This window comes from Bradyrhizobium sp. NBAIM18, assembly GCF_020193825.1.
GTDB lineage: Bacteria > Pseudomonadota > Alphaproteobacteria > Rhizobiales > Xanthobacteraceae > Bradyrhizobium > Bradyrhizobium yuanmingense.
Genome location: NZ_JADYVO010000025.1, coordinates 40368 through 66442, shown reverse-complemented (window position 1 = coordinate 66442; position 26075 = coordinate 40368). Strand labels below are relative to the sequence as shown.

18 protein-coding genes are annotated in these 26075 nt (G+C 64.9%); 11 read left to right on the top strand and 7 right to left on the bottom strand.

All coding sequences use genetic code 11. The features are described from left to right. Positions 1-140 precede the first annotated feature (140 nt). From hpnC to I6F17_RS33125, 5 genes are all read left to right on the top strand, one after another. Positions 141-1025, top strand: coding sequence for a squalene synthase HpnC (hpnC, locus tag I6F17_RS33145; RefSeq protein ID WP_225132115.1), 885 nt, complete (start codon positions 141-143; stop codon positions 1023-1025). Beyond that, positions 1015-1854: a presqualene diphosphate synthase HpnD gene (gene hpnD, locus I6F17_RS33140; RefSeq protein ID WP_036042875.1), complete on the top strand. Its 840-nt coding sequence runs from the start codon at positions 1015-1017 to the stop codon at positions 1852-1854. The genes hpnC and hpnD overlap by 11 nt, the downstream gene beginning before the upstream one ends. Further along, positions 1854-3110 (top strand): hydroxysqualene dehydroxylase HpnE, encoded by a 1257-nt coding sequence (gene hpnE / locus I6F17_RS33135; RefSeq protein ID WP_036042876.1) that lies wholly within the window; start codon positions 1854-1856, stop codon positions 3108-3110. Before hpnD ends, hpnE begins: the two co-directional genes overlap by 1 nt. A gap of 64 nt (positions 3111-3174) precedes the next feature. Then, positions 3175-5127, top strand: coding sequence for a squalene--hopene cyclase (gene shc, locus I6F17_RS33130; protein ID WP_036042877.1), 1953 nt, complete (start codon positions 3175-3177; stop codon positions 5125-5127). Further along, entirely contained in the window at positions 5124-5873 is a 750-nt protein-coding gene (locus tag I6F17_RS33125; protein WP_036006088.1) for a phosphorylase, read from the top strand. The genes shc and I6F17_RS33125 overlap by 4 nt, the downstream gene beginning before the upstream one ends. Positions 5874-6038: 165 nt before the next feature. Here the strand turns inward: I6F17_RS33125 and hpnH are convergent, their stop codons facing one another. After that, positions 6039-7199 carry an adenosyl-hopene transferase HpnH gene (hpnH, locus tag I6F17_RS33120; protein WP_036006086.1) on the bottom strand — a complete coding sequence of 387 codons (1161 nt, stop codon included), beginning with the start codon at positions 7197-7199 and terminating at the stop codon, positions 6039-6041. A gap of 36 nt (positions 7200-7235) precedes the next feature. Then, positions 7236-8162 (bottom strand): 4-hydroxy-3-methylbut-2-enyl diphosphate reductase, encoded by a 927-nt coding sequence (gene ispH, locus I6F17_RS33115; protein WP_225131253.1) that lies wholly within the window; start codon positions 8160-8162, stop codon positions 7236-7238. Between the two features lie 455 nt (positions 8163-8617). On the opposite strand from ispH, the gene I6F17_RS33110 reads away from it, so the two are divergent. After that, a complete protein-coding gene (locus I6F17_RS33110; protein WP_225131251.1) occupies positions 8618-11206 on the top strand; it encodes an MMPL family transporter in 2589 nt (862 codons plus the stop codon). Here the strand turns inward: I6F17_RS33110 and I6F17_RS33105 are convergent. Next, entirely contained in the window at positions 11174-11836 is a 663-nt protein-coding gene (locus I6F17_RS33105; RefSeq protein WP_193760177.1) for a DUF2147 domain-containing protein, read from the bottom strand. The genes I6F17_RS33110 and I6F17_RS33105 overlap by 33 nt on opposite strands. Positions 11837-11977: 141 nt before the next feature. Here I6F17_RS33105 and hpnO point away from each other — a divergent pair, with 141 nt between their 5' ends. Continuing rightward, positions 11978-13369, top strand: a complete 1392-nt coding sequence (hpnO, locus tag I6F17_RS33100) for an aminobacteriohopanetriol synthase HpnO (protein ID WP_036042881.1) — start codon at positions 11978-11980, stop codon at positions 13367-13369. A 37-nt stretch (positions 13370-13406) separates the two neighbouring features. Here hpnO and I6F17_RS33095 read toward each other — a convergent pair whose 3' ends face one another. Continuing rightward, positions 13407-14288, bottom strand: coding sequence for an alpha/beta hydrolase (locus I6F17_RS33095; RefSeq protein ID WP_225131250.1), 882 nt, complete (start codon positions 14286-14288; stop codon positions 13407-13409). A 13-nt stretch (positions 14289-14301) separates the two neighbouring features. Next, complete coding sequence (locus I6F17_RS33090; RefSeq protein WP_225131249.1) at positions 14302-15921, bottom strand: GMC family oxidoreductase N-terminal domain-containing protein; 1620 nt, start codon at positions 15919-15921, stop codon at positions 14302-14304. A 171-nt stretch (positions 15922-16092) separates the two neighbouring features. On the opposite strand from I6F17_RS33090, the gene I6F17_RS33085 reads away from it, so the two are divergent. Beyond that, positions 16093-17265: a M20 aminoacylase family protein gene (locus I6F17_RS33085; RefSeq protein WP_036023104.1), complete on the top strand. Its 1173-nt coding sequence runs from the start codon at positions 16093-16095 to the stop codon at positions 17263-17265. Between the two features lie 104 nt (positions 17266-17369). Here I6F17_RS33085 and I6F17_RS33080 read toward each other — a convergent pair whose 3' ends face one another. Both I6F17_RS33080 and I6F17_RS33075 read right to left on the bottom strand, forming a co-directional pair. Beyond that, entirely contained in the window at positions 17370-18812 is a 1443-nt protein-coding gene (locus I6F17_RS33080) for a UdgX family uracil-DNA binding protein (protein ID WP_225131248.1), read from the bottom strand. Next, the gene (locus I6F17_RS33075) at positions 18812-20047 is read right to left on the bottom strand and encodes a putative DNA modification/repair radical SAM protein (protein WP_225131247.1); all 1236 of its coding nucleotides are present in this window, start codon (positions 20045-20047) and stop codon (positions 18812-18814) included. The genes I6F17_RS33080 and I6F17_RS33075 overlap by 1 nt, the downstream gene beginning before the upstream one ends. 162 nt (positions 20048-20209) lie before the next feature. On the opposite strand from I6F17_RS33075, the gene I6F17_RS33070 reads away from it, so the two are divergent. Genes I6F17_RS33070 through I6F17_RS33060 form a run of 3 tightly spaced genes read left to right on the top strand, consistent with a single transcriptional unit; the run spans position 20210 to position 25966 of the window. Continuing rightward, positions 20210-20998, top strand: coding sequence for a DNA repair protein (locus I6F17_RS33070; protein ID WP_225131246.1), 789 nt, complete (start codon positions 20210-20212; stop codon positions 20996-20998). Then, the gene (locus I6F17_RS33065) at positions 20895-22490 is read left to right on the top strand and encodes a DNA polymerase Y family protein (protein WP_225131245.1); all 1596 of its coding nucleotides are present in this window, start codon (positions 20895-20897) and stop codon (positions 22488-22490) included. The genes I6F17_RS33070 and I6F17_RS33065 overlap by 104 nt, the downstream gene beginning before the upstream one ends. Beyond that, positions 22487-25966 (top strand): error-prone DNA polymerase, encoded by a 3480-nt coding sequence (locus I6F17_RS33060; protein ID WP_225131244.1) that lies wholly within the window; start codon positions 22487-22489, stop codon positions 25964-25966. Before I6F17_RS33065 ends, I6F17_RS33060 begins: the two co-directional genes overlap by 4 nt. Positions 25967-26075: the final 109 nt, after the last annotated feature.

Genomic DNA, 26075 nt, shown 5'->3' with positions numbered 1-26075 from the left:
ATTCGAAGGGGCAGCCATCGACGGACAGGATTGGTTTTGCGGCCGTATTCCCCTATATGGGGGCCGCGGCGGCGTCGCCGGCGTGAGCCCGCCCGAGCGAAAAAGGCCTTCCTGTCCAAACGATTGTAAACCAGCCCTCGATGACCTCTGCGAGCGAATTGCGATCCGGCAAGGGTGACCGCGACGAGAATTTTCCCGTCGCGTCCTGGATCATTCATCCGCGTCATCGCGCCCTGATCCTGGCCTATTACAATTTCGTCCGCACCGCGGACGACATCGCCGATCACGCCACGCTCCCCCCCGACCAGAAGCTCGCTTATCTCGATCTGCTCGAGGCGGAACTGCTCGGCAAGGGTGACACCCAGCCTGAGTCCGTCAGCTTGCGCCGCGCGCTGGCCGAGCGCGGCATGGCGCCGGGTCATGCGCTCGACGTGCTGATCGCCTTCCGCATGGACGTGACCAAGCTGCGCTACGAGACCTGGGACGAGGTCATCCATTATTGCCGCTACTCGGCGATGCCGGTCGGCCGCTTCATGCTCGACGTTCACGGCGAGAGCACCTCGACATGGGCCGCCTCGGACGCGCTCTGCGCGGGCCTTCAGATCAACAATCACCTGCAGGATTGCGGCAAGGATTATCGCGAGCTCAACCGCGTCTATCTGCCGCGCGATGCGCTGGCAGCACACGGCGCCACCGTCGAGCAGCTCGGTCTCGCGCAGTCGCCGCCGGCGATGCTGGCCTGCCTGCAGTCGCTCGCCGCACGCAACGAGGCGCTGCTCGGAGAGGGCAGGTCGCTCGCAGCCGAGATCCGGGATTTCCGTCTCGGCGTCGACGTCTCCGTCATCCAGGCCTATGCCGACCGCATCGTGCGCCTGCTCAAGGTACGCGATCCCTTGCGGGAGCGCGTGCATCTGAACAAATTCGAGCTGCTCGCCTTCAGCCTCGCCGGGATCATCGGCGAAGTTGGCCGCCGTGCGATCCATCGCAAGGCCATTTCCAGACCGGGGACTGCCCATGACGCTTGAGGCGACCACGCCCGGCGCCAATTACGGCTCGACCGCATCCGGCAGCTCGTTCTATGCCGCGATGCGCATCCTGCCGCGTGATCAGCGCGAAGCGATGTTTCAGATCTACAGCTTCTGCCGCCAGGTCGACGACATCGCCGATTCCGACGGCCCGCGCGACGAGCGGCTCGCCGCACTTCAGGAATGGCGCAACGATATCGACGCGCTCTATCAGGGCCATCCGCCGCCGCGGCTGAAGGACTATGTCGCCTCGGTGAAGACCTTCGGGCTCAAGCGCGAGGATTTCCTCGCCATCGTCGACGGCATGGAGATGGACGTGCCGCAGGACATCCGTGCGCCCGACATGGCGACGCTGGATCTGTATTGCGATCGCGTCGCCAGCGCCGTGGGACGGCTGTCGGTGCGCGTGTTCGGCATGCCCGAGGAAGACGGCATCCTGCTCGCGCACCACCTCGGCCGCGCGCTGCAGCTCACCAACATCCTGCGCGACATCGACGAGGACGCCGGCCTTGGCCGGCTCTATCTGCCGCGCGAGGCGCTGCTGCATGCCGGCATCACCTCTGATGATCCGAACCGCGTGATCGCCGAGCGCGCGCTGCCGAAGGTCTGCATGCCGCTGGCGCAGCGCGCCAAGGTGCACTTCGAGAAGTCGGACGAGATCATGAACCGCAGCAGGCGCCGCGCCGTGCGCGCGCCGCGGATCATGTCGAAATACTACCATTCCATTCTGGACCTCCTGATCGCGCGCGGCTTCTCCGCGCCGCGCGAGCCGGTGCGTGTGTCGAAGATCACGCGCATCCTGATCCTGCTCCGTTACGCTTTCATCTGATGCAAAACACAGCTCACATCATCGGCGCTGGAATTTCCGGCCTCTCCGCCGCCGTGCGGCTCGCCAATGCCGGCTTCAAGGTCGCCGTGCACGAGGCGACGCACCAGGCCGGCGGCCGCTGCCGGTCCTATTTCGACGGCGCCACCAATCTCACCATCGACAACGGCAATCATCTGCTGCTGTCGGGCAACAGCCATGCGCGCGCCTATGCGCGCGCGATCGGCACCGAGGCGGGCCTGGTCGGCCCCGAGCGGGCGCAATTTCCGTTCGTCGATGTCAAGACCGGGCAGCGCTGGCAGATCGATCTCGGCGATGGCCGGTGGCCGACCTGGGTGCTCGACGAAAGCCGCCGCGTGCCCGACACCGGCCTTTCCGATTATCTCAAGCTGGCGCCGCTGATCTGGGCGTCGGAGGAGACGCTGGTCGGCAAGTCGATTCCGACCGAGGGCATCCTCTATCAGCGCCTGGTGCAGCCGCTGCTGCTGGCAGCTCTCAACGTCGATCCGCCCGAGGGCTCGGCCGGGCTCGCCGGCGCCATCGTGCGGGAGACGCTGCTTGCGGGCGGGCAGGCCTGCCGTCCGCTGATTGCGCGCGATGGTCTCAGCGCGGTTCTGATCGAGCCCGCCGTGAAGTTTCTGCAAGAGCGTGGCCACACCGTTCAGCTCGGCCATGAGCTGCGCTCGTTCGTCAGCACGGACGGCAAGGTGACCGCACTGAATTTCGGCAGCGAGGATTTGATCCAGCTCGGCGCGGGCGATGTCGTCGTGATGGCGGTGCCGCCGCGCGCGGCAGCCAACCTGCTGCCGGGGCTGAAGACGCCGACCGAATTCCGCGCCATTGTGAACGCGCATTTTCGCTTTGAGCCGCCGCCGGGCTCGGCGCCCATCCTCGGCGTGATCGGCGGCGTGGTGGAATGGCTGTTCGCGTTCCCGAACCGGCTCTCGGTGACCATCAGCAATGGCGACCGCCTGGTCGACATGCCGCGCGAGGAACTGGCGCAGACGATCTGGAACGAGGTCTGCCAGGCTGGAGGTGTATCCGGTGAGCTGCCTCCTTGGCAAATCGTGCGCGAGCGCCGCGCCACATTTGCGGCGACGCCGGCCCAGAACGCCCTGCGTCCCGGGCCGGTCACTGCGCTGAAAAACCTGTTCCTCGCCGGCGACTGGACTGCTACGGGATTGCCAGCAACCATCGAGGGATCGGTCCGGTCGGGTGACCGCGCCGCCGATCTGGTTCTGGCCGCCAAAGGATCCTGAAAGGCGGCCCGACGGGCAATTCTCCCGGTCAACTTTCAATCGACTATCGGAGCAATCGAGCGACATGGATTCCGTGACCGCGACCAGCCGCGAAGCTTTGGAATCGAGCATTGCGTCGGCCACCCAGGGCATCCTCGGCTTCCAGCAATCCGACGGCCATTGGGTGTTCGAGCTCGAGGCCGATTGCACAATTCCGGCCGAATACGTTCTGCTGCGCCACTATCTCGCCGAGCCCGTCGACACCGTGCTCGAAGCCAAGATCGGTAACTATCTGCGCCGCATCCAGGGCGCCCATGGCGGCTGGCCGCTGGTGCATGACGGCGAGTTCGACATGAGCGCCAGCGTGAAGGCGTACTTCGCGCTGAAGATGATCGGCGATTCCATCGACGCGCCGCATATGGTGCGGGCGCGCGAGGCAATCCATGCCCGCGGCGGCGCGATCAACAGTAACGTCTTCACCCGCTTCCTGCTCGCAACCTTCGGCGTCGTGACCTGGCGCGCGGTGCCGGTGCTGCCGATCGAGATCGTATTGCTGCCCTTCTGGTCGCCGTTCCACCTCAACAAGATCTCCTACTGGGCGCGCACTACGATGGTGCCGCTGATGGTGATCGCCGCGCTGAAGCCGCGCGCGAGGAATCCGAAGGGCGTCGGCATCGACGAATTGTTCCTGCAGGATCCGCGCTCGATCGGCATGACCGCCAAGGCGCCGCACCAGAGCATGGCCTGGTTTCTGTTGTTTCGTTCGCTCGATGCGATCCTGCGCGTGATCGAGCCGCTGTTTCCGAAGAGTCTGCGCAAGCGCGCGATCGACGCCGCGCTCGCCTTCACCGAGGAACGGCTCAACGGCGAGGACGGCATGGGCGCGATCTACCCGCCCATGGCCAACATCGTCATGATGTACGACGCCCTCGGCAAGGACGAGAACTTCCCGCCACGCGCGATCACGCGCCGGGGCATCGACAAGTTGCTCGTCATCAAGGACGACGAAGCTTATTGCCAGCCCTGCGTCTCTCCGGTGTGGGACACGACGCTCACCGCGCATGCGCTGCTGGAGGCCGGCGGTGACAAGGCGGTGCCGGCCGCCAAGCAGGGCCTCGACTGGCTGATCCCGAGGCAGGAGCTCGAGGTGAAGGGCGACTGGGCGGTGAAGCGGCCCGACGTGCGCCCGGGCGGCTGGGCCTTCCAATACAACAATGCCCATTACCCCGATCTCGACGATACCGCCGTCGTGGTGATGTCGATGGACCGCATGCGCCGGGAGCACGGTGCGGCCGGCTATGACGACGCGATCGCCCGCGGCCGGGAGTGGATCGAGGGCATGCAGAGCGACGACGGTGGCTGGGCCGCCTTCGACGTCAACAACCTCGAATATTACCTCAACAACATCCCGTTCTCGGACCATGGCGCGCTGCTCGATCCGCCGACTGAGGACGTCACGGCGCGATGCATCTCGATGCTGGCCCAGCTCGGTGAGACCGCCAAGACCAGCAAGCAGGTGGCCGCCGGGGTCGCCTATTTGCGGAAGACCCAGCACCCGGAGGGGTCCTGGTACGGCCGCTGGGGCATGAACTTCATCTATGGAACCTGGTCGGTGCTGTGCGCCCTCAACATGGCCGGCGTCGACCACAAGGACCCCATGATCCGCAAGGCGGCGGCCTGGCTGACCTCGATCCAGAACGACGACGGCGGCTGGGGCGAGGACGCCGTCAGCTACCGGCTTGACTACAAGGGCTGGGAGGCCGCCCCCTCGACCGCCTCGCAAACGGCATGGGCCTTGCTTGCCCTGATGGCGGCAGGCGAGGTTGATCACCCGGCCGTTGCCCGCGGGGTGGAGTACCTGATTGCAACACAAGACAAAAAAGGACTGTGGGACGAGCAGCGGTACACCGCCACAGGCTTCCCCCGCGTGTTCTACCTACGTTATCATGGTTACCCAAAGTTCTTTCCGCTGTGGGCGTTGGCGCGGTATCGGAACTTGCGGAACACCAACAGCAGGGTGGTAGGGGTCGGAATGTGACTTTGGGGACGGGGGACTATGTTACCGCGGGTCAGGCCATCGACCCGCGGCCGATACTGATCGTGACCGGATTGGTTCAGGAGGCCCGCATCGCTGCTGGGCCCGGAATGGCGGTCATCTGTTCATCCAGCAGCCCGACCCAGTTGCGGGCGCTTCTGACGGTGGTGGATCCTGAGACGATTCGCGGCGTGATCTCGTTCGGCGTGGCCGGCGGGCTCGACCCGAGCTTGCGCTCCGGCGACGTCGTGCTGGCGACCGAGGTGCTCTCCGGCGACACCCGCTGGGCCGCCGGCCTGTCGCTCGGCGACGATCTGATCGATCGCCTGACGTCCGGCCGCCGCCGCGTCGTGCGCGGTAGCCTCGCCGGTGCCGAGGAAGTGGTCACGAAGCGCTCCTGCAAGGCGGCCCTGCACTCCGAAACGGGGGCCGCCGCGGTCGACATGGAAAGCCACATCGCCGCGGCCTACGCCGCCGACGCCGGGCTGCCCTTCGCCGCGGTCCGCGTCATCAGCGACCCCGCCCACCGCGCGCTGCCGGCGCTGGCCCGCGCCGCGATCAAGCCGAACGGCCAGATCGACCTCGGAGCCGTGCTGCGCGGCATCGTGCGCAATCCGGCAACGCTGCATGCCCTGGTCTCGACCGGCATCGACTTCAACCGCGCGCTGCGCTCCTTGCGCGGCTGCCGCGATTATCTGATCGGGACGGAGTTCGTCGAGAGCGAGGCCTTGGTGTCGAAGGCGGCCTGAGCGGGGGCTTCGATCTGAGAATAAAGAAAGGGCCCGGTCGCCATTGGCGTCCGGGCCTTTTTGTTTCGACGTTCGTAGCCCGGACGGAGCGAAGCGTAATCCGGGGCCTTGGAGAGACCATCCCGGATTTCGCTTGCGCTCCATCCGGGCTACGGGCTCTGCGCTTTACGCCGCCGTCGAAGCCTTTTGCGCGGCCTTTGCCTGTGCGGCAGCGGCTTCGTCCTTGCGGATCTCCGACAGCTTCTTCTGGACCTGCTCGGAGAAGATGTACTGCGCCGGGCGCTGCTTGGAGAGGTCGATCTCCGGCGCCATCGGGCCGCTCGTCCGCACGCCGCGCAGCGCCACCCACATCGCCTTCAGCGGGTTGTTGAGCGCTGCGGTCGCGGCCGTGGGCTCGTAGCCGCAATGGGCCATGCAGTCGGCACACTTCTCGTACTTGCCGGTGCCGTAGGAATCCCAGTCTGTGGTCTCCATCAGCTCCTTGAAGGTTTTCGCGTAGCCTTCACCGAGCAGGTAGCAGGGCTTCTGCCAGCCGAAGATATTGCGCGCGGGCATGCCCCACGGCGTGCACTCGTATTCCTGGTTGCCGGCGAGGAAGTCCAGGAACAGGCCGGAATGCATGAAATTCCACTTCTTGCCCTTGCCCATCGCAAAGACGTCGCGGAATAGCTTCTTGGTCTTGGTGCGGTTGAGGAAGTGCTCCTGGTCCGGCGCGCGCTCATAGGCGTAGCCCGGGGACATCGAGACGCCGACGCCGAGCTCGGTGGTGAGGTCGAGGAATTTGGCAATCTCCTCGGCCGGGTGGCCGTCGAAGATGGTGGCGTTGACGTTGACGGTGAAGCCGCGCGCCTTGGCCGCCTTGATCGCTGACACCGCGCGGTCGAACACGCCCTTCTGCGACACGGCCTTGTCGTGGTGGTCGCGCAGGCCGTCGAGATGCACCGAGAAGAACAGATAGGGCGAGGGCTCGAACAGATCGAGCTTCTTCTCCAGCAGCAGCGCGTTGGTGCAGAGCGAGACGAACTTCTTGCGCGCGACGAGGCCGCGCACGATCTCGCCGATCTCCTTGTGGATCAGCGGCTCGCCGCCGGGAATGGCGACCATCGGCGCGCCGCACTCGTCGGCGGCGTCCCAGCACTCCTGCGCCGTCATGCGGCGGTTGAGGATCGCATCGGGATAATCGATCTTGCCGCAGCCGACGCAGGCGAGGTTGCAGCGGAACAGCGGCTCCAGCATCAGCACGAGCGGATAGCGCTTGCGGCCAAGCAGTTTCTGCTTGAGCAAATAGCCGCCGATACGCATTTCCTTGAAGAACGGGATAGCCATTACAGGTTTCTTTCTGGGCTTTTCAATTCGGGTGGGTCAGCTCGCGGCCAGTTGGGCCGGAAGCCGGAATTCGATGTTTTCCTCGCGGCCCGGCAACACCGAGACCTTTACCGGTCCGATCCGCCGCATCGCTTCGATCACGTCATCCACGAGTACCTCGGGCGCCGAAGCGCCGGCCGTGACGCCGACGGTCCTGGCATCCTTCAACCACTCCGGATTGAGCTCGCTGCCGTCGGCAATCAAATAACTCGCGACGCCGGCCTCAGTGCCGATTTCGCGGAGCCGGTTCGAGTTCGAGCTGTTGGCAGCGCCCACCACCAAGATCACGTCGACCAGCTTGCTCAAGTCCCTTACCGCAGATTGGCGGTTCTGTGTCGCATAGCAGATATCCCGGATATCCGGACCTTGAATGTCTGTAAAGCGGGCCTGAAGGGCCGCGATGATGTCCTTGGTGTCGTCGACCGACAGGGTGGTCTGGGTGATGTAGGCCACTGGCGTATCCGCCGGCAGGGTCAGCGCCTTAACCTCTTCAACGCTCTGGACAAGCTGCACCGGCCCCGGGACCTGGCCCATCGTGCCCTCGACCTCGGGATGGCCGGCGTGGCCGATCAGGATCAGGCTGCGGCCCTTGCCGATGTAGCGCTTCCCCTGATTGTGAACTTTCGTGACCAGCGGGCAGGTGGCATTGAGCACCGGAAGGTCGCGCGCCACGGCCTCTTCCTCGACGCTGCGGGCGACGCCATGGGCGCTGAACACCGTCACCGCCTTCGGCGGTACCTCGGAGAGTTCCTCGACGAAGATGGCTCCTTTGGCCTTCAGGCTCTCGACCACGTATTTGTTGTGCACGATCTCATGGCGCACGTAGACGGGCGGGCCGTACTTCTCCAGCGCCCGCTCCACGATTTCGATTGCTCGTACCACCCCCGCGCAGAAGCCACGCGGTTGCGCCAGATAAACTTCCATTGGACGCCCATCACGCAAGTTGCACCAATCCGCTCTTTGCAGTCCCCAAGCGGCACTCCGATACTGACCAATGAGTTGCAATATCCGCACCATTGGTTCGCGCCTGCGGTAGCCACCCACCCCTGTGGACGGCGCCGGCGCATGGAGGCGCAATACTTTGTGTCAAAAAATCGGCGGCAGGGGAAGGTGGAACCGCTGAGGGAGGCGTCTATGAGGTATTTTAGTAGGGATTGCGGTGTGCCTGCGTGCGCGACATTCCTGCATAGTCCTTCGTCACGTTCCCGCCTCAACTCCCTGGCTATACGGCCGCCCCGCATGATTTTGCCACGGTCTCCCGCCGTTTACCTCGAACCTTCTGGCGGCGAGAACCACCCAAAACAGCAATAGGTTTCGGCCGGGAACTCCGATAAACAGCGGGCGTTTCCGGCAAGCTGTTAACCGCAGAAAGAAAAGAAGTGCTGCAAAGCGTCGTCGTTGCCATCGTCAGGGCCTGCACCCGGTTTGCCTCCCTCGTCGTCGTTCTCGGGCTCCTGCTGTCGGTGGGGGCGGGCTATTACGCTGCGCGCCATTTCGCCATCAACACCGATATCAACTCGCTGATTGCCCAGAATCTGGACTGGCGGCAGCGTGACCAGCAATTCGACAAGGCGTTCGATCAGAACGAAATGATCCTCGCTGTGGTCGAGGCCAGGACGCCGGAAATGGCGAGCGCCGCGGCAGACGCGCTCTATGCCAGGCTGAAGGACGACAGGACCAACTTCCACTCGATGCAACAGCTCGGCAGCGGCGCGTTCTTCGAGCGGAACGGCCTGTTGTTCCTGCCGACCGAGGAGGTCGGCAAGATCACCGGCCAGTTCGAAGCCGCCGCGCCGCTGATCGAGATCATGGCCGGCGATCCCTCGATCCGCGGCCTGACCGGGGCGCTGGAGACCGGCCTTGCCGGCGTCAAGCGGGGCCAGGTCAAGCTCGACAGCACCGAGCGGCCCTTCAACCTGATCGCGCAGACAGTCGAGACCGTGCTCAACAAGGGCAACGCCAGCTTCTCCTGGCGCGAACTCGTCAGCGACGAGCCGCTCAAGGATTCCGACAAGCGCACCTTCATCGAGTTCAAGCCGATTCTCGACTACAACGCGCTGGAGCCCGGCAAGGATGCGACCGACGCGATCCGGAAAGCGGCGGCGGATCTGGATTTTGCTGGCAAATACCAAGCGCGGGTGCGGCTGACCGGCCCGGTGCCGATCGCCAACGAGGAATACGCCACCGTTCAAGAGGGCGCGGTCGTCAACGCCGTCGGCACGATTCTCGTCGTGCTGGTCATCCTGTGGCTCGCACTGCATTCGTCGAAGATCATCTTCGCGGTGTTCGTCAATCTGTTCGTCGGTCTGGCGATCACGACAGCGGCCGGCCTGATGATGGTCGGATCGTTCAACCTGCTGTCGATTGCGTTCGCGGTGCTGTTCGTCGGCTTAGGGGTCGACTTCGGCATCCAGTACAGCGTCCGCTACCGCTCGGAGCGCTACAAGCACGATGATCTCGCGGGCGCGCTGGTGCTGGCAGCCAAGCGCTCGGCGGTGCCGCTGTCGCTGGCGGCGATGGCGACGGCCGCGGGCTTCCTCTGCTTCATGCCGACCGACTACAAGGGCATCGCAGAGCTCGGCCAGATCGCCGGCGTCGGCATGCTGGTGGCGTTCATCTCGTCGATCACCGTGCTGCCGGCACTGCTCAAGCTTCTGAACCCGCCCGGCGAGCCGGAGCCTGTCGGGTACGCCTTCCTGGCGCCGCTCGATCACTTCCTGGAAAAGCATCGGGTGCTGATCGTCGGCGGCACGCTGCTGCTCGCGCTCGGCGGCCTGCCGCTGCTCTACTTCATGAAGTTCGACTTCAACCCGATGAACCTGCGCAATCCGCACGCCGAGTCGATCGCCACCTTCCTCGATCTGCGCAAGGACCCCAATACTGGTGCCAATGCCATCAACGTGATGACCACGTCCGAGGAGCAGGCAAGGCAGGTCGAGGCGAAGCTGGAGAAGGTGCCCGAGGTTCTCAGGGTGATGTCGCTCGACAGCTTCGTGCCGCAGGACCAGCCGCCGAAGCTGAAGCTCATCGCGCAGGGCGCCAAGGTGCTGAATCCCGCGCTCAACCCCGATCAGATCGATGCGGCACCGACGGACCAGGAGAATGTCGAATCGCTGAAATCGTCGGTCGACAATCTGCGCCGGACGGCCGGCGACGCGAAGGGCCCGGGCGCTGTCGCCTCGCGCCGTCTTGCCGATGCGCTCGAAAAGCTCGCCAATGGCGACGAGGCCACGCGCAACAAGGCGCAGGACGTGTTCGTCGTGCCATTGAAGATCGTGTTCGACCAGCTCAGGAACGCGATGCAGGCAGGTCCCGTCACCCTGAGCTCACTGCCGCCCGATCTCGTCAGCGCCTGGAAGAGCAAGGACGGCATCATCCGCGTCGAGGCGCTGCCCAAGGGTGATCCCAACGACAACGATACGCTGCGCAAATTCGCGGCGGCGGTGCTCCAGGCCGAGCCGACTGCGATCGGCGGGCCGGTCTCGATCCTGAAATCCGGCGACACCGTGGTGAAGGCGTTCATCCACGCCGGCGTCTATGCGCTGCTGGTGATCGGGCTGCTGCTGTGGATCACGCTGCGCCGCTTCGTCGACGTGCTGATGACGCTGGTGCCGCTGCTAGTTGCCGGCGCGGTGACGCTCGAGATCTGCGTGTTGATCGGACTGCCGCTCAACTTCGCCAACATCGTCGCGCTTCCGCTGCTGCTCGGCGTCGGCGTCGCCTTCAAGATCTATTATGTCGTGGCCTGGCGCTCGGGCAGGACGAACCTGCTCCAGACCAGCCTGACGCGCGCGATCTTTTTCAGCGCGCTGACGACCGCGACCGCGTTCGGCAGCCTGTGGCTGTCGAGCCATCCCGGCACGTCCAGCATGGGCAAGCTGCTGGCACTCTCGCTGGTGACGACGCTTGCCGCCGTGCTGCTGTTTCAGCCGGCCCTAATGGGCAAACCCCGCAATCTCAGCGAGTAGGCAGATGTCGCCGACCGGGTCGGCGGCGCCCTTCTGAGCGGGCTTGGCTGCGCCGGCGGCCTTGGGAGCTGCGGGCGCAGGCGTGGTGGTGCCGCTCCCGGCTTGGGCTGCTTGGGCCCCTTGCCCCGCTTGCCCCCCTTGGGGCTTCGGCGCAGTGCCGCTGGATTTCGCTGCGCCCTTGGCCATGGCGTTGGCAGGGCTCGAAGGGATCGGCGGGCCGACCCGGGTCCAGGTTTCGCCGCCGCAGAGGAAGCCCATGACGCAGCCCTTGATCTCGAGCTGGTCGGGACCGGCCGGCGTGATGGTCGCGCTGTAGAGCTGGCCGTCGTTGGCGTTGTAGACCTGTCCTTCCCACTGATCGACGCCGGGCTTCTTCTTCATGTCGATCAGGGTTGCCATGCCGAGCGTCGGCCTGTTCTTTTTCGAGGCGTCCGGATTGTTCTGGTCGCGTCCGCCGGGCTGTTTTTCCCAGGAAACCGCGCCCCACATGCTGCCATAGCATTGGGCGACGCGAATGTTGGCAACGCCGTCGGCGACCCGCCAGTCGCCGGTCGGATCCGCGGCGAGCGCGGGCGTCAGGCCGGCGTAACCGCCAGCCAGTATTAGTCCGGTGTAAAGGGCCAAACGCATGTGTGTTCCTTGGCAGTGCAACATGGTCTAAAGCTGTGCTTGCGAAGATGGTCCGAAAAAGGGCAAAAGGCCGCACAGACCGTTTTCAGTAACGGTCCGTTTTCAGTTGACGAGACGGCCCTCAACCGAAGTATGTAGCGGATGCACAGCCCAAATCCAGACATGTCTCAGCTATTCGCGGACCGTCAGGCCCAGCGCAGCACCCTGCATAACCGGTATCTGAACGAGCAGTTCGTCCGGGTTCTCAAGACCATCGGCTACGATGTCGGCTTTCAGAAGGGGCATGGGCAGTATCTCTACGACCGTGAGGGCGCGCGCTATCTCGACCTGTTGTCCGGCTTCGGCGTGTTTGCGATCGGGCGCAATCATCCGGTCATGCGCGAGGCGCTCAAGAGCGTGCTCGATGCCGACCTGCCCAACCTCGTCCAATTCGACGTCTCGACGCTCGCAGGTGTGCTGGCCGAGCGCCTCCTGAAATACGTTCCCTATCTCGACAAGGCGTTCTTCGCCAATTCCGGCGCCGAATGCGTCGAGGCCGCGATCAAGTTCGCGCGCGGCGCGACGGGGCGTCCCGGCATCGTCTATTGCGCGCACGGCTATCACGGACTGACCTACGGCGCGCTGTCGCTGACCGGAGATGCCAATTTCCGCACCGGCTTCGAGCCGCTGCTCCCGGGCTGCACCGCGATCCCGTTCAACGACCTGGCGGCGCTGGAAAAGGCGCTGGCCTCGCGCGAGGTCGCAGCCTTCGTGGTCGAGCCGATCCAGGGCAAGGGCGTCAACATGCCCACCGACGAGTTCCTGCCCGGCGCGGCCGCGCTCTGCAAGAAATACGGCACGCTGTTTGTCGCCGACGAGATCCAGACCGGCATGGGCCGCACCGGCCGCTTCCTCGCGGTCGAGCACTGGAACGTCGAGCCCGACATGGTGCTGCTGTCGAAGTCGCTGTCGGGCGGCCACGTGCCGGTCGGCGCCGTGCTGACGCGCAAGAGCATCTTCGACAAGATCTTCAACCAGATGGACCGCGCGGTGGTGCACGGCTCCACCTTCTCCAAGAACGACCTCGCGATGGCCGCGGGCATCGCCACGCTCGACGTCATGGAATCGGAGAAGCTGATCGATGCGGCCGCCAAGCGCGGCGCCGAGCTGCGCCTCGCGCTGACGCGCATGGTGCCGGGCTACGAGCTGCTCAAGGAGGTCCGCGGCAAGGGCTTGATGATCGGCATCGAATTCGGTCCCCCGAAGTCGCTGCGCCTGCGGGCCTCCTGGAACGTGCTGGAGACGGCCAACAAGGGCTTGTTCTGCCAGCTCATCACCGTGCCGCTGTTCAAAGATCACAAGATCCTCACGCAAGTCGCCGGCCACGGCAGCCACACCATCAAGCTCTTGCCGCCACTCACGATCACCGAGGAAGACTGCGCCTGGATCGAGAAGGCGTTCGACGACGTCATCGCCGGCAGCCACAAGGTCCCCGGCGCGATCTGGTCGCTCGGTAAGACACTGGTGGACAACGCCGTGCGACGGTCGGCCTAGAGACGATCGCTCAGGCCGCCTCGTCCGCGGCCGAAACTTACTCCGCAAACTCGCGCACGGCTTCCACCACGTGCTCCGGCACTTCCTGCGCGACGCAGTGGCCGGCATCCTCGAAAACCCGCGTAGTCACGCCCGGGATCAGCGACACAGCGCGTCGCGCCATCTCCTTGTAGATTGGACCCGACTTCGCCGCTGTCGTGACGCGCACCGGACAGTCGAGCTTGGTGAGCGAGGCAAACGGATTGCCGCGGGCATCCCCAATGTAGACCTGCTCCATCGCCTCGTAGATGGGAAGCAAGATCGCGGCTTCGATTTCGGGCGTGCAGCAGAGCCGGACGCGGCCGTCATCCAGGGGCGCGAAGCCGTGGCGCACATACGCCCGTAGCGAGGTTTCGGTCCAATCCGCAAACGCCGGTGCTGCGCGGTAACGTTCGAACACGGCGTCGGGACTGTCGAACTCGGCGCGTCGGCGCAGCGTGCCCTGCACACGGGCGAGCGATTCCTCGCTCAATCCGCCGGAGCGCGCCGCGCGCGGGTCCATGACGGTCGGCTCCATCACGAACAGGCGCGCGAAGCGACCGGGCAGGAGTTTCGCCGCGAGAAGGAGATCGGTCGCACCGGCGCTGTGGCCGATCCCGTAGATGTCGCGGAGATCGAGCGTATCGACCACCCGGCAGACGTCGTCGGCGTAATCGAGGAAATGATAGGCGCCGGGTTTGTGGCTTGCGCCATGACCGCGTCGGTCGAGGGCATAGACGGTGTAGGTCGATGCGAGCTCGCGCGCGACCTCGTGCCATACGTGGGCGACGAAGCCGGTGCCGTGTACGAGCAGGGCAGGCGGCTTCCCGCTCTCGCCCCATTGCAGCATGGCGATCTCTGCGTCGGCGGGACCGATTGAGAAACGGTGCGGATCGATCATGAGCGATGGGATGCTACTTCGCATCCTCCAGGATCATCGTGGCCCCCTTCTCAGCGATCATCGCGGTCGGCGTATTGGTGTTGCCCGAGGTGATCGTCGGCATGATCGAGGCATCGACGATGCGCAGGCCGTCGAGGCCGTAGAATCGCAACCGCTCGTCCACCACCGCCATTGGATCGTTCGCAGTGCCCATCTTCGCGGTGCCGACGGGATGGAAGATGGTGGTGCCGATGTCGCCGGCGGCTTTCGCGAGGGAGGCATCGTCGTCGCCGACGGAGGGGCCGGGCAGATATTCACTGGGGCGATATTTGGCCAGCGCTTTCTGCTGCATCAGGCGCCGCGTGGTCCGAACGGCGTCGGCGGCGACCTGGCGGTCGTCATCGGTCGACAGGTAATTTGGCGCGATGATCGGCTTCTCGTCAGGCGTTGTCGCGCGCAACCGCACAGTGCCGCGCGAGGTCGGTTGCAGATTGCACGCGCTCACCGTGATCGCAGGGAAACGGTGCAGGGGATCGCCGAACTTGTCGAGCGAGAGCGGCTGCACGTGGAATTGGATGTTGGCGCGGGCGCGCGTCGCATCGGAGCGCGTGAAGATGCCGAGCTGCGACGGCGCCATGGTGAGCGGGCCGCGGCGGCGGAAAGCGTAGTCGAGCCCCATCAGGCCGCGGCGCAACAGATTGTAATAGGTCTCGTTCAGCGTGCGCACGCCCTCGACCTTGTAGATCGCGCGCTGCTGCAGGTGATCCTGCAGATTGCGCCCGACGCCGGGCTTGTCCATGACGATGTCGATGCCGAGCGGCGACAGCCAGTCGGCCGGTCCAATGCCGGAGCGATGCAGCACCTGCACCGAGCCGATCGAGCCTGCCGAGAGCACCACCTCGCGCTTTGCGCGCGCCTCGATGATCTCGCCGTTCTGGATGAAGCGCACGCCGGCGGCGCGGCCCTGCTCGATGATGAGGCGGTCGACCAGCACGTGCTTCTCGAGCCGCAGATTGGGGCGCCTCAAGGCCGGCTTGAGGAAGCCGCGCGCCGAGGACCAGCGCCGGCCGCGCTTCTGGTTGACGTGGAAATAGCTGGTGCCTTCATTGTCGCCGGTGTTGAAATCCGGGATGCGCTTGATGCCCATCTCCTCGGCGGCGTCACCGACCGCGTCGAGAATGGCCCATGACAGCCGCGGCGCCTCGATGCGCCAGCCGCCGCCGGCGCCGTGATGCTCGCTGGCGCCGAGGAAGTGGTCCTCGAGGCGCTTGAACAACGGCAGCACGTCGTCATAGCCCCAGCCGGTCAGGCCAAGCTGGCGCCAATGATCGTAGTCGGCGGCCTGTCCGCGCATCGAGATCATGGCGTTGATCGCCGAGCAGCCGCCGATCACCTTGCCGCGCGGATAGGCCAGCGAGCGGCCGTTCAGGCCGGGCTCGGCCTCGGTCTTGAACATCCAGTCCGAACGCGGATTGCCGATCGCGAAGAGATAGCCGACCGGGATATGGAACCAGATCCAGTTGTCGTCGCCACCAGCTTCAAGGATGAGAACGCGGTTGCCTGGGACAGCCGACAGCCGGTTGGCGACGATGCAGCCCGCGGTGCCGGCTCCGACGACAATGTAGTCAAACTCACCTTCAAGCCGCCTCGGCATTCTGCTTCCACCCGGATGGTCTCTTTGCTTTCCGTTAATAGGCAGACGCAGCCGACCTGGACAAGCCCGGCCATGCCGGGTGAACAGGGCTAGACCCCGATTGCCGGCGGTTGGGTGGACCGACGCTTGCATGGTAGACAGACCTGCATCTCCAACAGCTCGAGACCTTCCATGCCCATCGTGAACCGCGTCGCCGACCTTCAACCCGATATCCAGGCCTGGCGGCGGGACATCCATCAGCACCCCGAGCTGCTGTATGATGTCCACCGCACCGCAGCATTCGTTGCGGACCGGTTGCGGGAGTTCGGCTGCGACGAAGTCGTGACCGGTCTCGGCCAGACCGGCGTCGTCGGTGTGATCAAGGGCAACAAGCCCACCGGCGAGGGGCTCAAGGTGATCGGCATGCGTGCCGACATGGACGCGCTGCCGGTCGAGGAGCAGACTAATCTGCCTTACGCCTCCAAGATTCCCGGCAAGATGCACGCCTGCGGCCATGACGGCCACACCGCGATGCTGCTCGGGGCGGCCCGCTATCTCGCCGAGACGCGCAATTTCGCCGGCGATGCCGTGGTGATCTTCCAGCCCGCCGAGGAGGGTGGCGCCGGCGGCGCGGCCATGGTCAAGGACGGCCTGATGGAGCGGTTCGGCATCGAGCAGGTCTACGGCATGCACAATGGCCCGGGCATCCCGGTCGGCTCGTTCGCGATCAGGCCGGGCCCGATCATGGCGGCGACCGACGAAGTCGACATCATGATCGAGGGTGTCGGCGGCCACGCCGCGCGTCCGCACAAATGCGTCGATTCCGTGCTGGTCGGCGCGCAGGTGATCACGGCCCTGCAGTCGATCGTCTCGCGTAGCGTCGATCCCCTGGAATCGGCGGTCGTATCGATTTGCGAATTCCACGCCGGCAACGCCCGCAACGTCATTCCGCAGACTGCGACCCTGAGAGGCACCATCCGCACGCTGTCGCCGGAGGTGCGCAAGCTGGTCGAGAAGCGCGTGCATGAAGTCGTGGCGGGCATGGCGCAGATCACCGGCGCCAAGATCGACCTGCACTACAAGCGCAATTATCCGGTCGTGAACAATCATGCGGCGGAGACCGAAGTGGCACGGCGCATCGCCACGCAGGTCGCGGGCGAGGCCCATGTCCACGAGATGGCGCCGCTGATGGGCGGCGAGGATTTCGCCTACATGCTGGAAGCGCGGCCCGGCGCCTTCATCTTCTGCGGCAACGGCGACAGCGCCGGCCTGCATCATCCCGCCTACAATTTCAACGACGAGGCGATCGTCTACGGCACGTCCTATTGGGTGAAGCTGGTCGAGGAGCAACTCGCGGCGTCGTAGGACCGGGTCCGAAGCACAGATGAAGGGCCCGTGCATTCCACGGGCCCTTGTCTGTTTGAGAAATCGGATCGTCAACAACGGCGTGAAGCCATTTCCCGCTGTATTCACGCAGCCCGTGCGGCCTTCTTCTGCAGGCCGGCGGCGATCTTCAGATCTTCGACGAAGCGCCGATATTCCAGAACCTTGGCTTCGGGATCAGGCAGTCGCAGCAGATAGGACGGGTGCACGGTCACCAGCGCCTTGCGGCCTTCGGGAAGCTCGATCAGCCGGCCGCGGTTCTTGCCGATCGGAGTGATCTTGCCGAACACGCTTTGCGCAGCGGTGGCTCCCATGGCGACGATCAGTTCGGGCTGGAGCGCCGCAACTTCCCGCTCATACCATTGCCGGCACGCCCGGATCTCGGGTGTGTTCGGCTTCTGGTGGAGGCGGATCTTTCCGCGCGGCACGAATTTGAAGTGTTTCACCGCGTTGGTGACATAGACCTTCTTGCGATCGACGCCGGCCTCCTCCAATGCGCGATCGAGCATTTGCCCGGCCGGGCCGACAAAGGGATGACCGGCAAGATCTTCCTTGTCGCCGGGTTGCTCGCCGACCAGCATGATTGTTGCATTCTTCGGCCCTTCGCCGAACACGGTCTGTGTGGCGTCCTTGTAGAGGTGGCAGGCGCGGCAATGCGCGGCCTCCTCGCGGAGCGTTTCGAGATCGTCGGCAGCTGGCTTGCGTCTCATCGGAGCCTCCGGCCGCTTCTGAGGCTTGTGCGGATCGGTTGCGGCATTGGCGATCATGGCGCCGGTCATGCGCTCGGCGTCCTCAATCAAGGGCTTAATGATCGAAGCCTCGGGCAGGTTCCTCCAATATTTCTTCGGCATCTCGGCCTGCATCGCCTTCACCTTGAGCCGGGCCGGATTGAAGATGCTGGCATAGTAGCGCCGCCAGGTTTCCTCCAGCCGGTCTTCGCCCGGCGCCTCGCTCTTGCTGACGCCCGGCGTGAACGAGAGCGCATGGCCGTCCCAATGCGCGCAGAGGTCCGGCGTCAGGATCGACCAGGGCATGTCGGCAAAGCGCTTGGCGAAGAACGGCGCGGCGAGCTCGACGACGTGATGCTCCGGCTCGAACCAGGCGACGTAGTGCGCCTGGCGTTCCCGGCCGATCTCGCGGAAGCGCACGAAGGCATGCATCTTGTGCTCGTCGCGATAGACCGCTTTCGCCATGGCCGTGACAAGCGCGACATCGGGGTCGGTCGCGACCTCAATGAGATCGTGATTGTCCTTCAGCCGGAACAGCAGGCGATACAGGATCGCAAAGCGCTCGCTGTCGCGATGCAGGATCGCCGCCTTGGCAAGCTCGACGAATTTTACCGAGACGGTGAACGTGCCCTCATTCACCTCGAGGATCGGAGACGGCGAGGACGGTGCGAACAGCTCGGCTTCGTGGCCCTGCACGGTCCAGGTGACCGCGCCGGGCGGCACGTGATGGAGCACGAGGCTGCGCGCGGCTTTGCGCCAGCCGTCGAAATCGGTTTCGGTGTCGAGCATGATGTACTGCATCAGAAGTCAAATCCCAGTTGCGTTGCTTTCGGCTTGAACCGTTCGATCAACCCGGCGGCATCGAGACGATGCGGTGAGGGACGGTGATCGCTGAGGACGATGAACGGCAGCGCCTTGTTGCGGGGCACATGCAGCCGCGCGAGATCGGCGAGGCGGATCGTGGTTGTGCGCCGCGTCGCGATGATGCGCTCGACCGTCCTGGTGCCGAAGCCCGGCACCCGCAGCAGCTCCTCGCGGCTGGCGCGGTTGACGTCGAGCGGGAAGCGGTCGCGGTGGCGCAGCGCCCAGGCGAGCTTGGGATCGATGTCGAGCGGCAGCATCGCGCTGTCGTCGACGATCTCGCCGACGTCGAAGCCGTAGAACCGCATCAGCCAGTCGGCCTGGTACAGCCGGTGCTCGCGCAGCAGCGGCGGCGCGCGCAGGGGCAGCGCGCGGCTGGCATCGGGGATCGGGCTGAAGGCGGAGTAATAGACGCGCCGCAGCCGGTAGGCGCCGTAGAGATTGGCGCTGGTGTGGAGAATGGTGTGATCGGAGGCGCTATCTGCGCCGACGATCATCTGCGTACTTTGTCCGGCGGGCGCGAAGCGCTGCGGTTTGGCCTTCGTCTTGGCGCTGCGGCTCTCCTCGGCTTCGTCCAGCTTCAGCCGCAGCCGGCCCATGGTGCGGCGGATCGCACGCACGTCCTTCTCCGGCGCGAATTGCTGCAGGCTCGTCTCTTCAGGCATCTCGATGTTGATCGAAAGGCGGTCGGCATATTTGCCGGCCTCGGCGATCAGCGCGTCGTCGACCTCGGGAATGGTCTTCAGATGGATGTAGCCGCGGAAATGATGCTCCTCGCGCAGTTTTCGCGCGACGCTCACCACTTGCTCCATCGTGTAATCAGGGCTGCGGATGATGCCGGAGGAGAGGAACAGGCCCTCGATGTAATTGCGCCGGTAGAAGTCGAGCGTGAGCTTGACCAATTCGTCGATGGTGAAGCGGGCGCGTGGGACGTTCGAAGAGGCGCGGTTGACGCAATAGAGGCAATCGTAATTGCAGGCGTTGGTCAGCAGCACCTTGAGCAGGGAGATGCAGCGTCCGTCCGGCGCGTAGGAATGGCAGATGCCCATGCTTGGGGCGGTCGAGCCCATGCCCTTGCCGTCGCTGGAATCCCGCTTCTCGGTACCGCTGGAGGCGCAGGATGCGTCGTATTTGGCGGCATCCGCCAGAATTTCCAGCTTGCGTTGTACGTCCATGTTTGAATCTCTTTGATTCCGCTCATGAATCTTTGGATGCGCCAATTCGATTGACTCTGCCGGCGCCATTAGCTTTATATTAGAACATATCATGAACAAATGAGCCAGCCGCTGGTTCTCTTTTTGAGAGCCATCGGCAATCACCTCTGAGGAGCGGCGAGCATGAGCGGCGCACGTATGAGCGCGCTTGCGATCCTGCGCGGCCAGATCGAGCGCATCGAGACGGCGGAGGTCGTGCATCCGCGCGATCGCATCGGGCTCGGCCATGGCGCGGCCGACGCCGCGCTGAAGGGCGGGCTCGCGCGCGCGGCGATCCACGAGGTGTTTTGCGAAGGGCGTCAGGGCGCGGCCGCGACGGGCTTTGTCATGGGCCTTGCGGGACGCGTGAGTGCACGCCGGCCGCTATTGTGGGTGCGGCAGGATTTTTCGGAGCTCGAAACCGGTGCGCTGTCGATGAGCGGGCTATCCGAGCTCGGCCTCGATCCGCGCCGTGTGGTGATGGTGCGCGCCGCCGATGTCGAGAGCGCGTTGCGCACCTCGGCCGACGCGCTCGCCTGCGATGCGCTCGGCGCCGTCGTGCTCGAGCTCTGGGGCGAGACCAGGCAGTTCGATCTGGTGGCGAGCCGCAAGCTGACGCTGGCCGCGCAAGGCTCGGGCGTTACCGGCCTCTTGCTGCGGATGGCGGCGCAACCGCTGCCCTCGACCGCGGAGACACGATGGATGCTGCGTGCGGCGCCTTCGCCGCCGGGCTCGGTGTGGAGTGCCTGGGGCGCGCCGGTGTTCGATGCCGAACTCTTGCGCAATCGTCATGGCCCCTGCGGCCGGTGGATCATGGAATGGAATTGTGATGAGTGCCAATTCAGTGAACCGTCGACGTATCCTCAGCCTGTGGCTGCCGCGCCTGCCCATCGACAGGATTCAGCGGTTCGTTGGCAGCGCCGGGCTGGGTAAAATCAACCATGAGCCGAGCATTGTCGTCATCAAGGACAACAATGCGCTGGTGATCCATGCGCTGGACGAGGCCGCCGAGCGCCTCGGCCTGTATATCGGCCAACCGCTGGCCAATGCGAGGGCGATGTGCCCGGACTTGCGTGTGTTCGACGCCGATACCGTGGCCGATGCGAAGACGCTCAGCGATATCGCCGATTGGTGTGACCGCTTCACGCCGTTGGTGGCGCTCGATCCGCCGCACGGGCTGTTCCTGGACATCACCGGCTGTGCGCATTTGTTCGGCGGCGAGGCCGCGCTGTTGCGGACATTGGTCCGGGCGCTCGACCGGCAAGGCTTTGCCGTCAGCGCGGCGATCGCGGGCACCTCGGTCTGCGCCCGCACGCTGACGCGGCAGGTATCCGGCACCATCGTGGCCGATGGCGGCGAGGCGGAGGCGATCAGGTCGTTTCCAGTCTCCGCGCTCGGTGCGGGTGAAGCCATCACCACCGGCCTGCGCCGTGCCGGGCTGAAGACCATCGGCGACGTCGCCTCGCGCAGCGCCTCCGAGATCACGGCGCGGTTCGGCGCCCGGTTCTCCACGCTGCTCGCCCATGCGCTGGGGCAGGGCGATGCGCCGATCAGCCCGCGCAAACCGCTGCCCGACTACATCGTCGAGAAGCGCTTTGCCGAGCCGATCGCAACCGACACTATGATCGCGATGACGCTGTCGCGGCTCGCCGACACGTTGATCGCGTCCATGGAGAAGCAGGGCAAAGGCGCGCGGCGGCTTGAAGCGGCGTTCTTCCGCACCGATGGTGTGGTGCGTACGATCACGGTCGAGACCGGGCGTCCGGTGACGCGAAGCGCCGTGGTCGACCGCTTGTTCCGCGAGCGGCTCGATGCCCTCGCCGATCCCCTCGATCCCGGTTTCGGCTTCGACATGGTGCGATTGTCGGCGAGCCGCACCGAGATCGTGGTGCAGGAGCAGCGCGATCTCGATGCCCATGTTCACGACAATGACGAGCTCGCCGCGCTGATCGACCGCATCGCCGCGCGCATCGGCGGCAAGCGTGTCGTCGTGCACCTGCCGCAGGAGACCCATATCCCCGAAAGCGCGGTGCTGGCCGCATCGGCGCAGCATCATCTCGCTGCTGCCATGCAGGCCGAATGGCCGACGCGCGTCGCGAGCGAGCCGCCGCTGCGTCCCTTGCGGCTGTTCGACAAGCCGGAGCCGATCAAGGTGCCGTTCGCGACCGTGCCCGATGGCCCGCCGCATCAATTCACCTGGCGGCGCGCGCTGCATGCGGTGGTGCGGGTAGAGGGGCCCGAGCGCATCGCGATGGAATGGTGGCGGCAGGACGGCAAGCAGCTGACGCGGGATTATTTCCGCATCGAGGATGCCGAAGGCCTTCGCTTCTGGATCTTTCGCGACGGTCTCTATGAAGGCGAGGTGTTCGACGGTGACGGCAAGCCTGCGTCTCCCGGCTGGTATGTGCACGGTCTCTTCGCATGAATACGCTTAGCTATGCCGAGATCGGCATCACCACCAATTTCTCCTTCCTGCGCGGCGGCTCGGATCCGCGCGCCTATGTGCATCAGGCGAGCAAGCTCGGGATTCCCGCGATCGGCATTGCCGACCACAACACGCTTGCCGGCGTGGTGCGCGCCTACCAGGAGCTTGACAATGACGAGGTGCTGCACAAGCCGAAACTGTTGATCGGCGCTCGCATCGTCTTCATTGACGGCACGCCCGACATCCTGGTCTATCCACGCGATCGCGCGGCCTATGGCCGGCTGTGCCAGCTCCTCACGAGGGGCAAGCGTGGCGATGACATCACGCGGATCGAAAAGGGCGAGTGTCATCTCAGGCTTGACGATCTCCTGGAATTCTCGGAAGGCCAGCTCCTGGTGTTGACGCTGCCGCATCGTTTCGAGCTGGCGCGGGCGCTGGATGTCCTCGCAAAGCTGAAGGCGAGCCGTGCCGAGGGCGTGTGGCTGGCGGCGAGCCTGCTCTATCGCGGCGACGACAAGCGTCGCCTCTTGCGGCTCGATGATCTCGCCGCAAAGGCAAAGGTGCCGCTGCTCGCGACCAATGAGGTGCTGTATCACGATCCCCGCCGCCGTCCGCTCCAGGACGTGCTGACCTGCATCCGGGAAAAGACCACGATCGAGGCGATTGGGCGGAAGTTAGAGGCCAATGCCGAGCGCTTCCTGAAGACGCCGCGTGAAATGGCGCGGTTGTTCCGCGATTTTCCCGAGGCGATTGCGCAGACCATGCGCTTTGCGGACGCAATCGATTTCTCGCTCGATCAGCTGAAGTATCAATATCCCGACGAGCCGGTACCGCCGGGCAAGACCGCGCAAGGGCATCTGGAGGATCTGACCTGGGCGGGCGTCGACAAATATTTCGGCGGCAAGATCGGCGACAAGCTGCGCGCCACCTTGAACAAGGAGCTCGCGCTGATCGCCGAGCTGAAATATGCGCATTACTTCCTCACCGTGCATGACATCGTCCACTACGCGCGCAGCCAGAATATTTTGTGCCAAGGGCGCGGCTCGGCGGCGAATTCGGCCGTGTGCTACGTGCTCGGCATCACCTCGGTCGATCCAACCAAGGTGGACCTCTTGTTCGAGCGCTTCATCTCCAAGGAACGGCTGGAGCCGCCCGATATCGACGTCGATTTCGAACATTCGCGCCGTGAGGAGGTGATGCAATATGTCTATCGCCGCTACGGCCGCCACCGCGCCGCGATCATCGCCACCGTCATCCATTATCGCCCGCGCAGCGCCATCCGCGACGTCGGCAAGGCGCTCGGCCTGACCGAGGACGTCACCGCCGCGCTCGCCGACACCGTCTGGGGCAGCTGGGGCAAGGGCCTCAACGACATGCAGGTCCGGCAGGCCGGGCTCGATCCCGGCAATCCCATGATCAATCTCGCGGTCGAGCTTGCGACCGAGCTGATCGAATTCCCCCGCCATCTGTCCCAGCATGTCGGCGGCTATGTGCTGACCCAGGACCGGCTCGACACCTATGTGCCGATCGGCAATGCCGCGATGGACGACCGCACCTTCATCGAATGGGACAAGGACGACGTCGATGCGCTTCATATGATGAAGGTCGACGTGCTCGCCCTGGGCATGCTGACCTGCATCCGCAAGTGCTTTGACTTGATCGACCAGCACAAGGGCGAGCGTTTTGTGCTGGCGAGCGTCCCGCAGGACGATCCCAACGTCTACGACATGCTGTGCCGCGGGGAATCACTTGGCGTATTCCAGGTCGAAAGCCGCGCCCAGATGAACATGCTGCCGCGGCTGAAGCCGCGTACCTTCTACGATCTCGTCATCGAGGTCGCGATCGTGCGCCCCGGGCCGATCCAGGGCGACATGGTGCATCCTTACTTGCGGCGGCGGAACGGACTCGAGAAGGTGAGCTATCCCTCGCCGTCACCGGAGCATGGCGACAAGGACGAACTCTACAAGGTGCTGCACAAGACGCTCGGTGTCCCGCTATTCCAGGAGCAGGCGATGCGCATTGCGATCGAGGCTGCACATTTCACCTCCGAGGAAGCCAACGGCCTGCGCCGCTCGATGGCGACCTTCCGCAATGTCGGCACCATCGGCCAATATGAGGAGAAGCTGATCGGCAACATGGTGGCGCGCGGCTACGATCCCAACTTCGCCAAAAGCTGCTTTGACCAGATCAAGGGATTTGGCTCCTACGGCTTTCCTGAGAGCCATGCCGCGAGCTTTGCACAGCTGGTCTACATTTCGTCGTGGCTGAAACACTACCATCCCGACGCCTTCTGCTGCGGTCTGTTGAATTCGCAGCCGATGGGCTTCTATGCGCCGGCGCAGATCGTCAGCGATGCCCGCAAGAACGGCGTCGAGGTGCGCGACATCGACGTGTCCTACAGCTTTGCGCAGAACACGCTGGAGGAGGGAAGCGGCAAATTCTGCGCCGTGCGCCTGGGCTTCCGCCAGATCGATGGATTCCACTGGCTGGACGAGGACGAGGAGCGTCTGAAGCGCTCCCAGCTGTCATTCCGGGGCGACGCGTCAGCGTCGAGCCCGGAATCCATAACTCCGATCGGGAGTATGGATTCTAAGGTGCGCAATTGCGCAACAGGGCTCGCGCCAAGAGGCGCGCCCCGGAATGACAACGCGGAAAGAGTGCCCGATTGGACCGACCGCATCGTCGCCGCCCGCAACCGTCGTCCTTTCACCTCGCTTGAGGATTTCGCCCGCGACACCGGCCTGCCCAAGCGCGCGCTGATCCTCTTGGCCGATGCCGATGCGTTCCGCTCGCTCGGGCTCGACCGCCGCGAAGCGCTGTGGCAGGTGCGGCGGCTGCCCGACGACGTGCCGCTGCCGCTGTTCGAGGCGGCGACCGCGCGCGAGCAGCCGGACGAAGGCGCAAGACCGCTGCCGCTGATGCCGCGCGCGGAGCAGGTGGTCGCGGACTACCAGACCATCCGTCTGTCGCTGAAGGGACATCCGATGGAGTTTCTGCGCGAGATGTTTACGCGCGAGCGTATCGTCGCCTGCAAGGAGATCAGCCATGAGAACGAGCGGCGCCGCGTCCGCTGTGCCGGCGTGGTGCTGGTGCGGCAGCGGCCGGGCAGCGCCAGCGGCGTCGTGTTCATGACGCTGGAGGACGAAACCGGCATCGCCAATGTCGTGGTGTGGCCCAAGATCATGGAGCAGTACCGGAAAGAAGTGATGGGCGCGCGCCTCATCCTGGTCGAAGGCTACATCCAGAGCAGCCCGGAGAAGGTGACGCATCTCATCGCCCAGCGCATGATCGATCGCTCGCACGATCTGGTCGGATTGGCCAACGATGCGCTCGGCCGCAAGCATCCGCTGCCCGCAGGCGCCACCGTGGTCGAACCGCTGAACGAAGACCCTCGCGCGCTTACGGACATGCCCGCGCAAAAAATCCGTCACCCCCGCAACGTCCGTATCCTGCCGCCCTCGCGGGATTTTCATTGAGCGAGCGCGGGCTACTGCCGACGTTTGTTGCGATGATTGCGCCTCATTCTCAGTCGTCATGCCCGGGCTTGACCCGGGCATCCACGTCTTTCGGAGTGCGCAGCAGTGC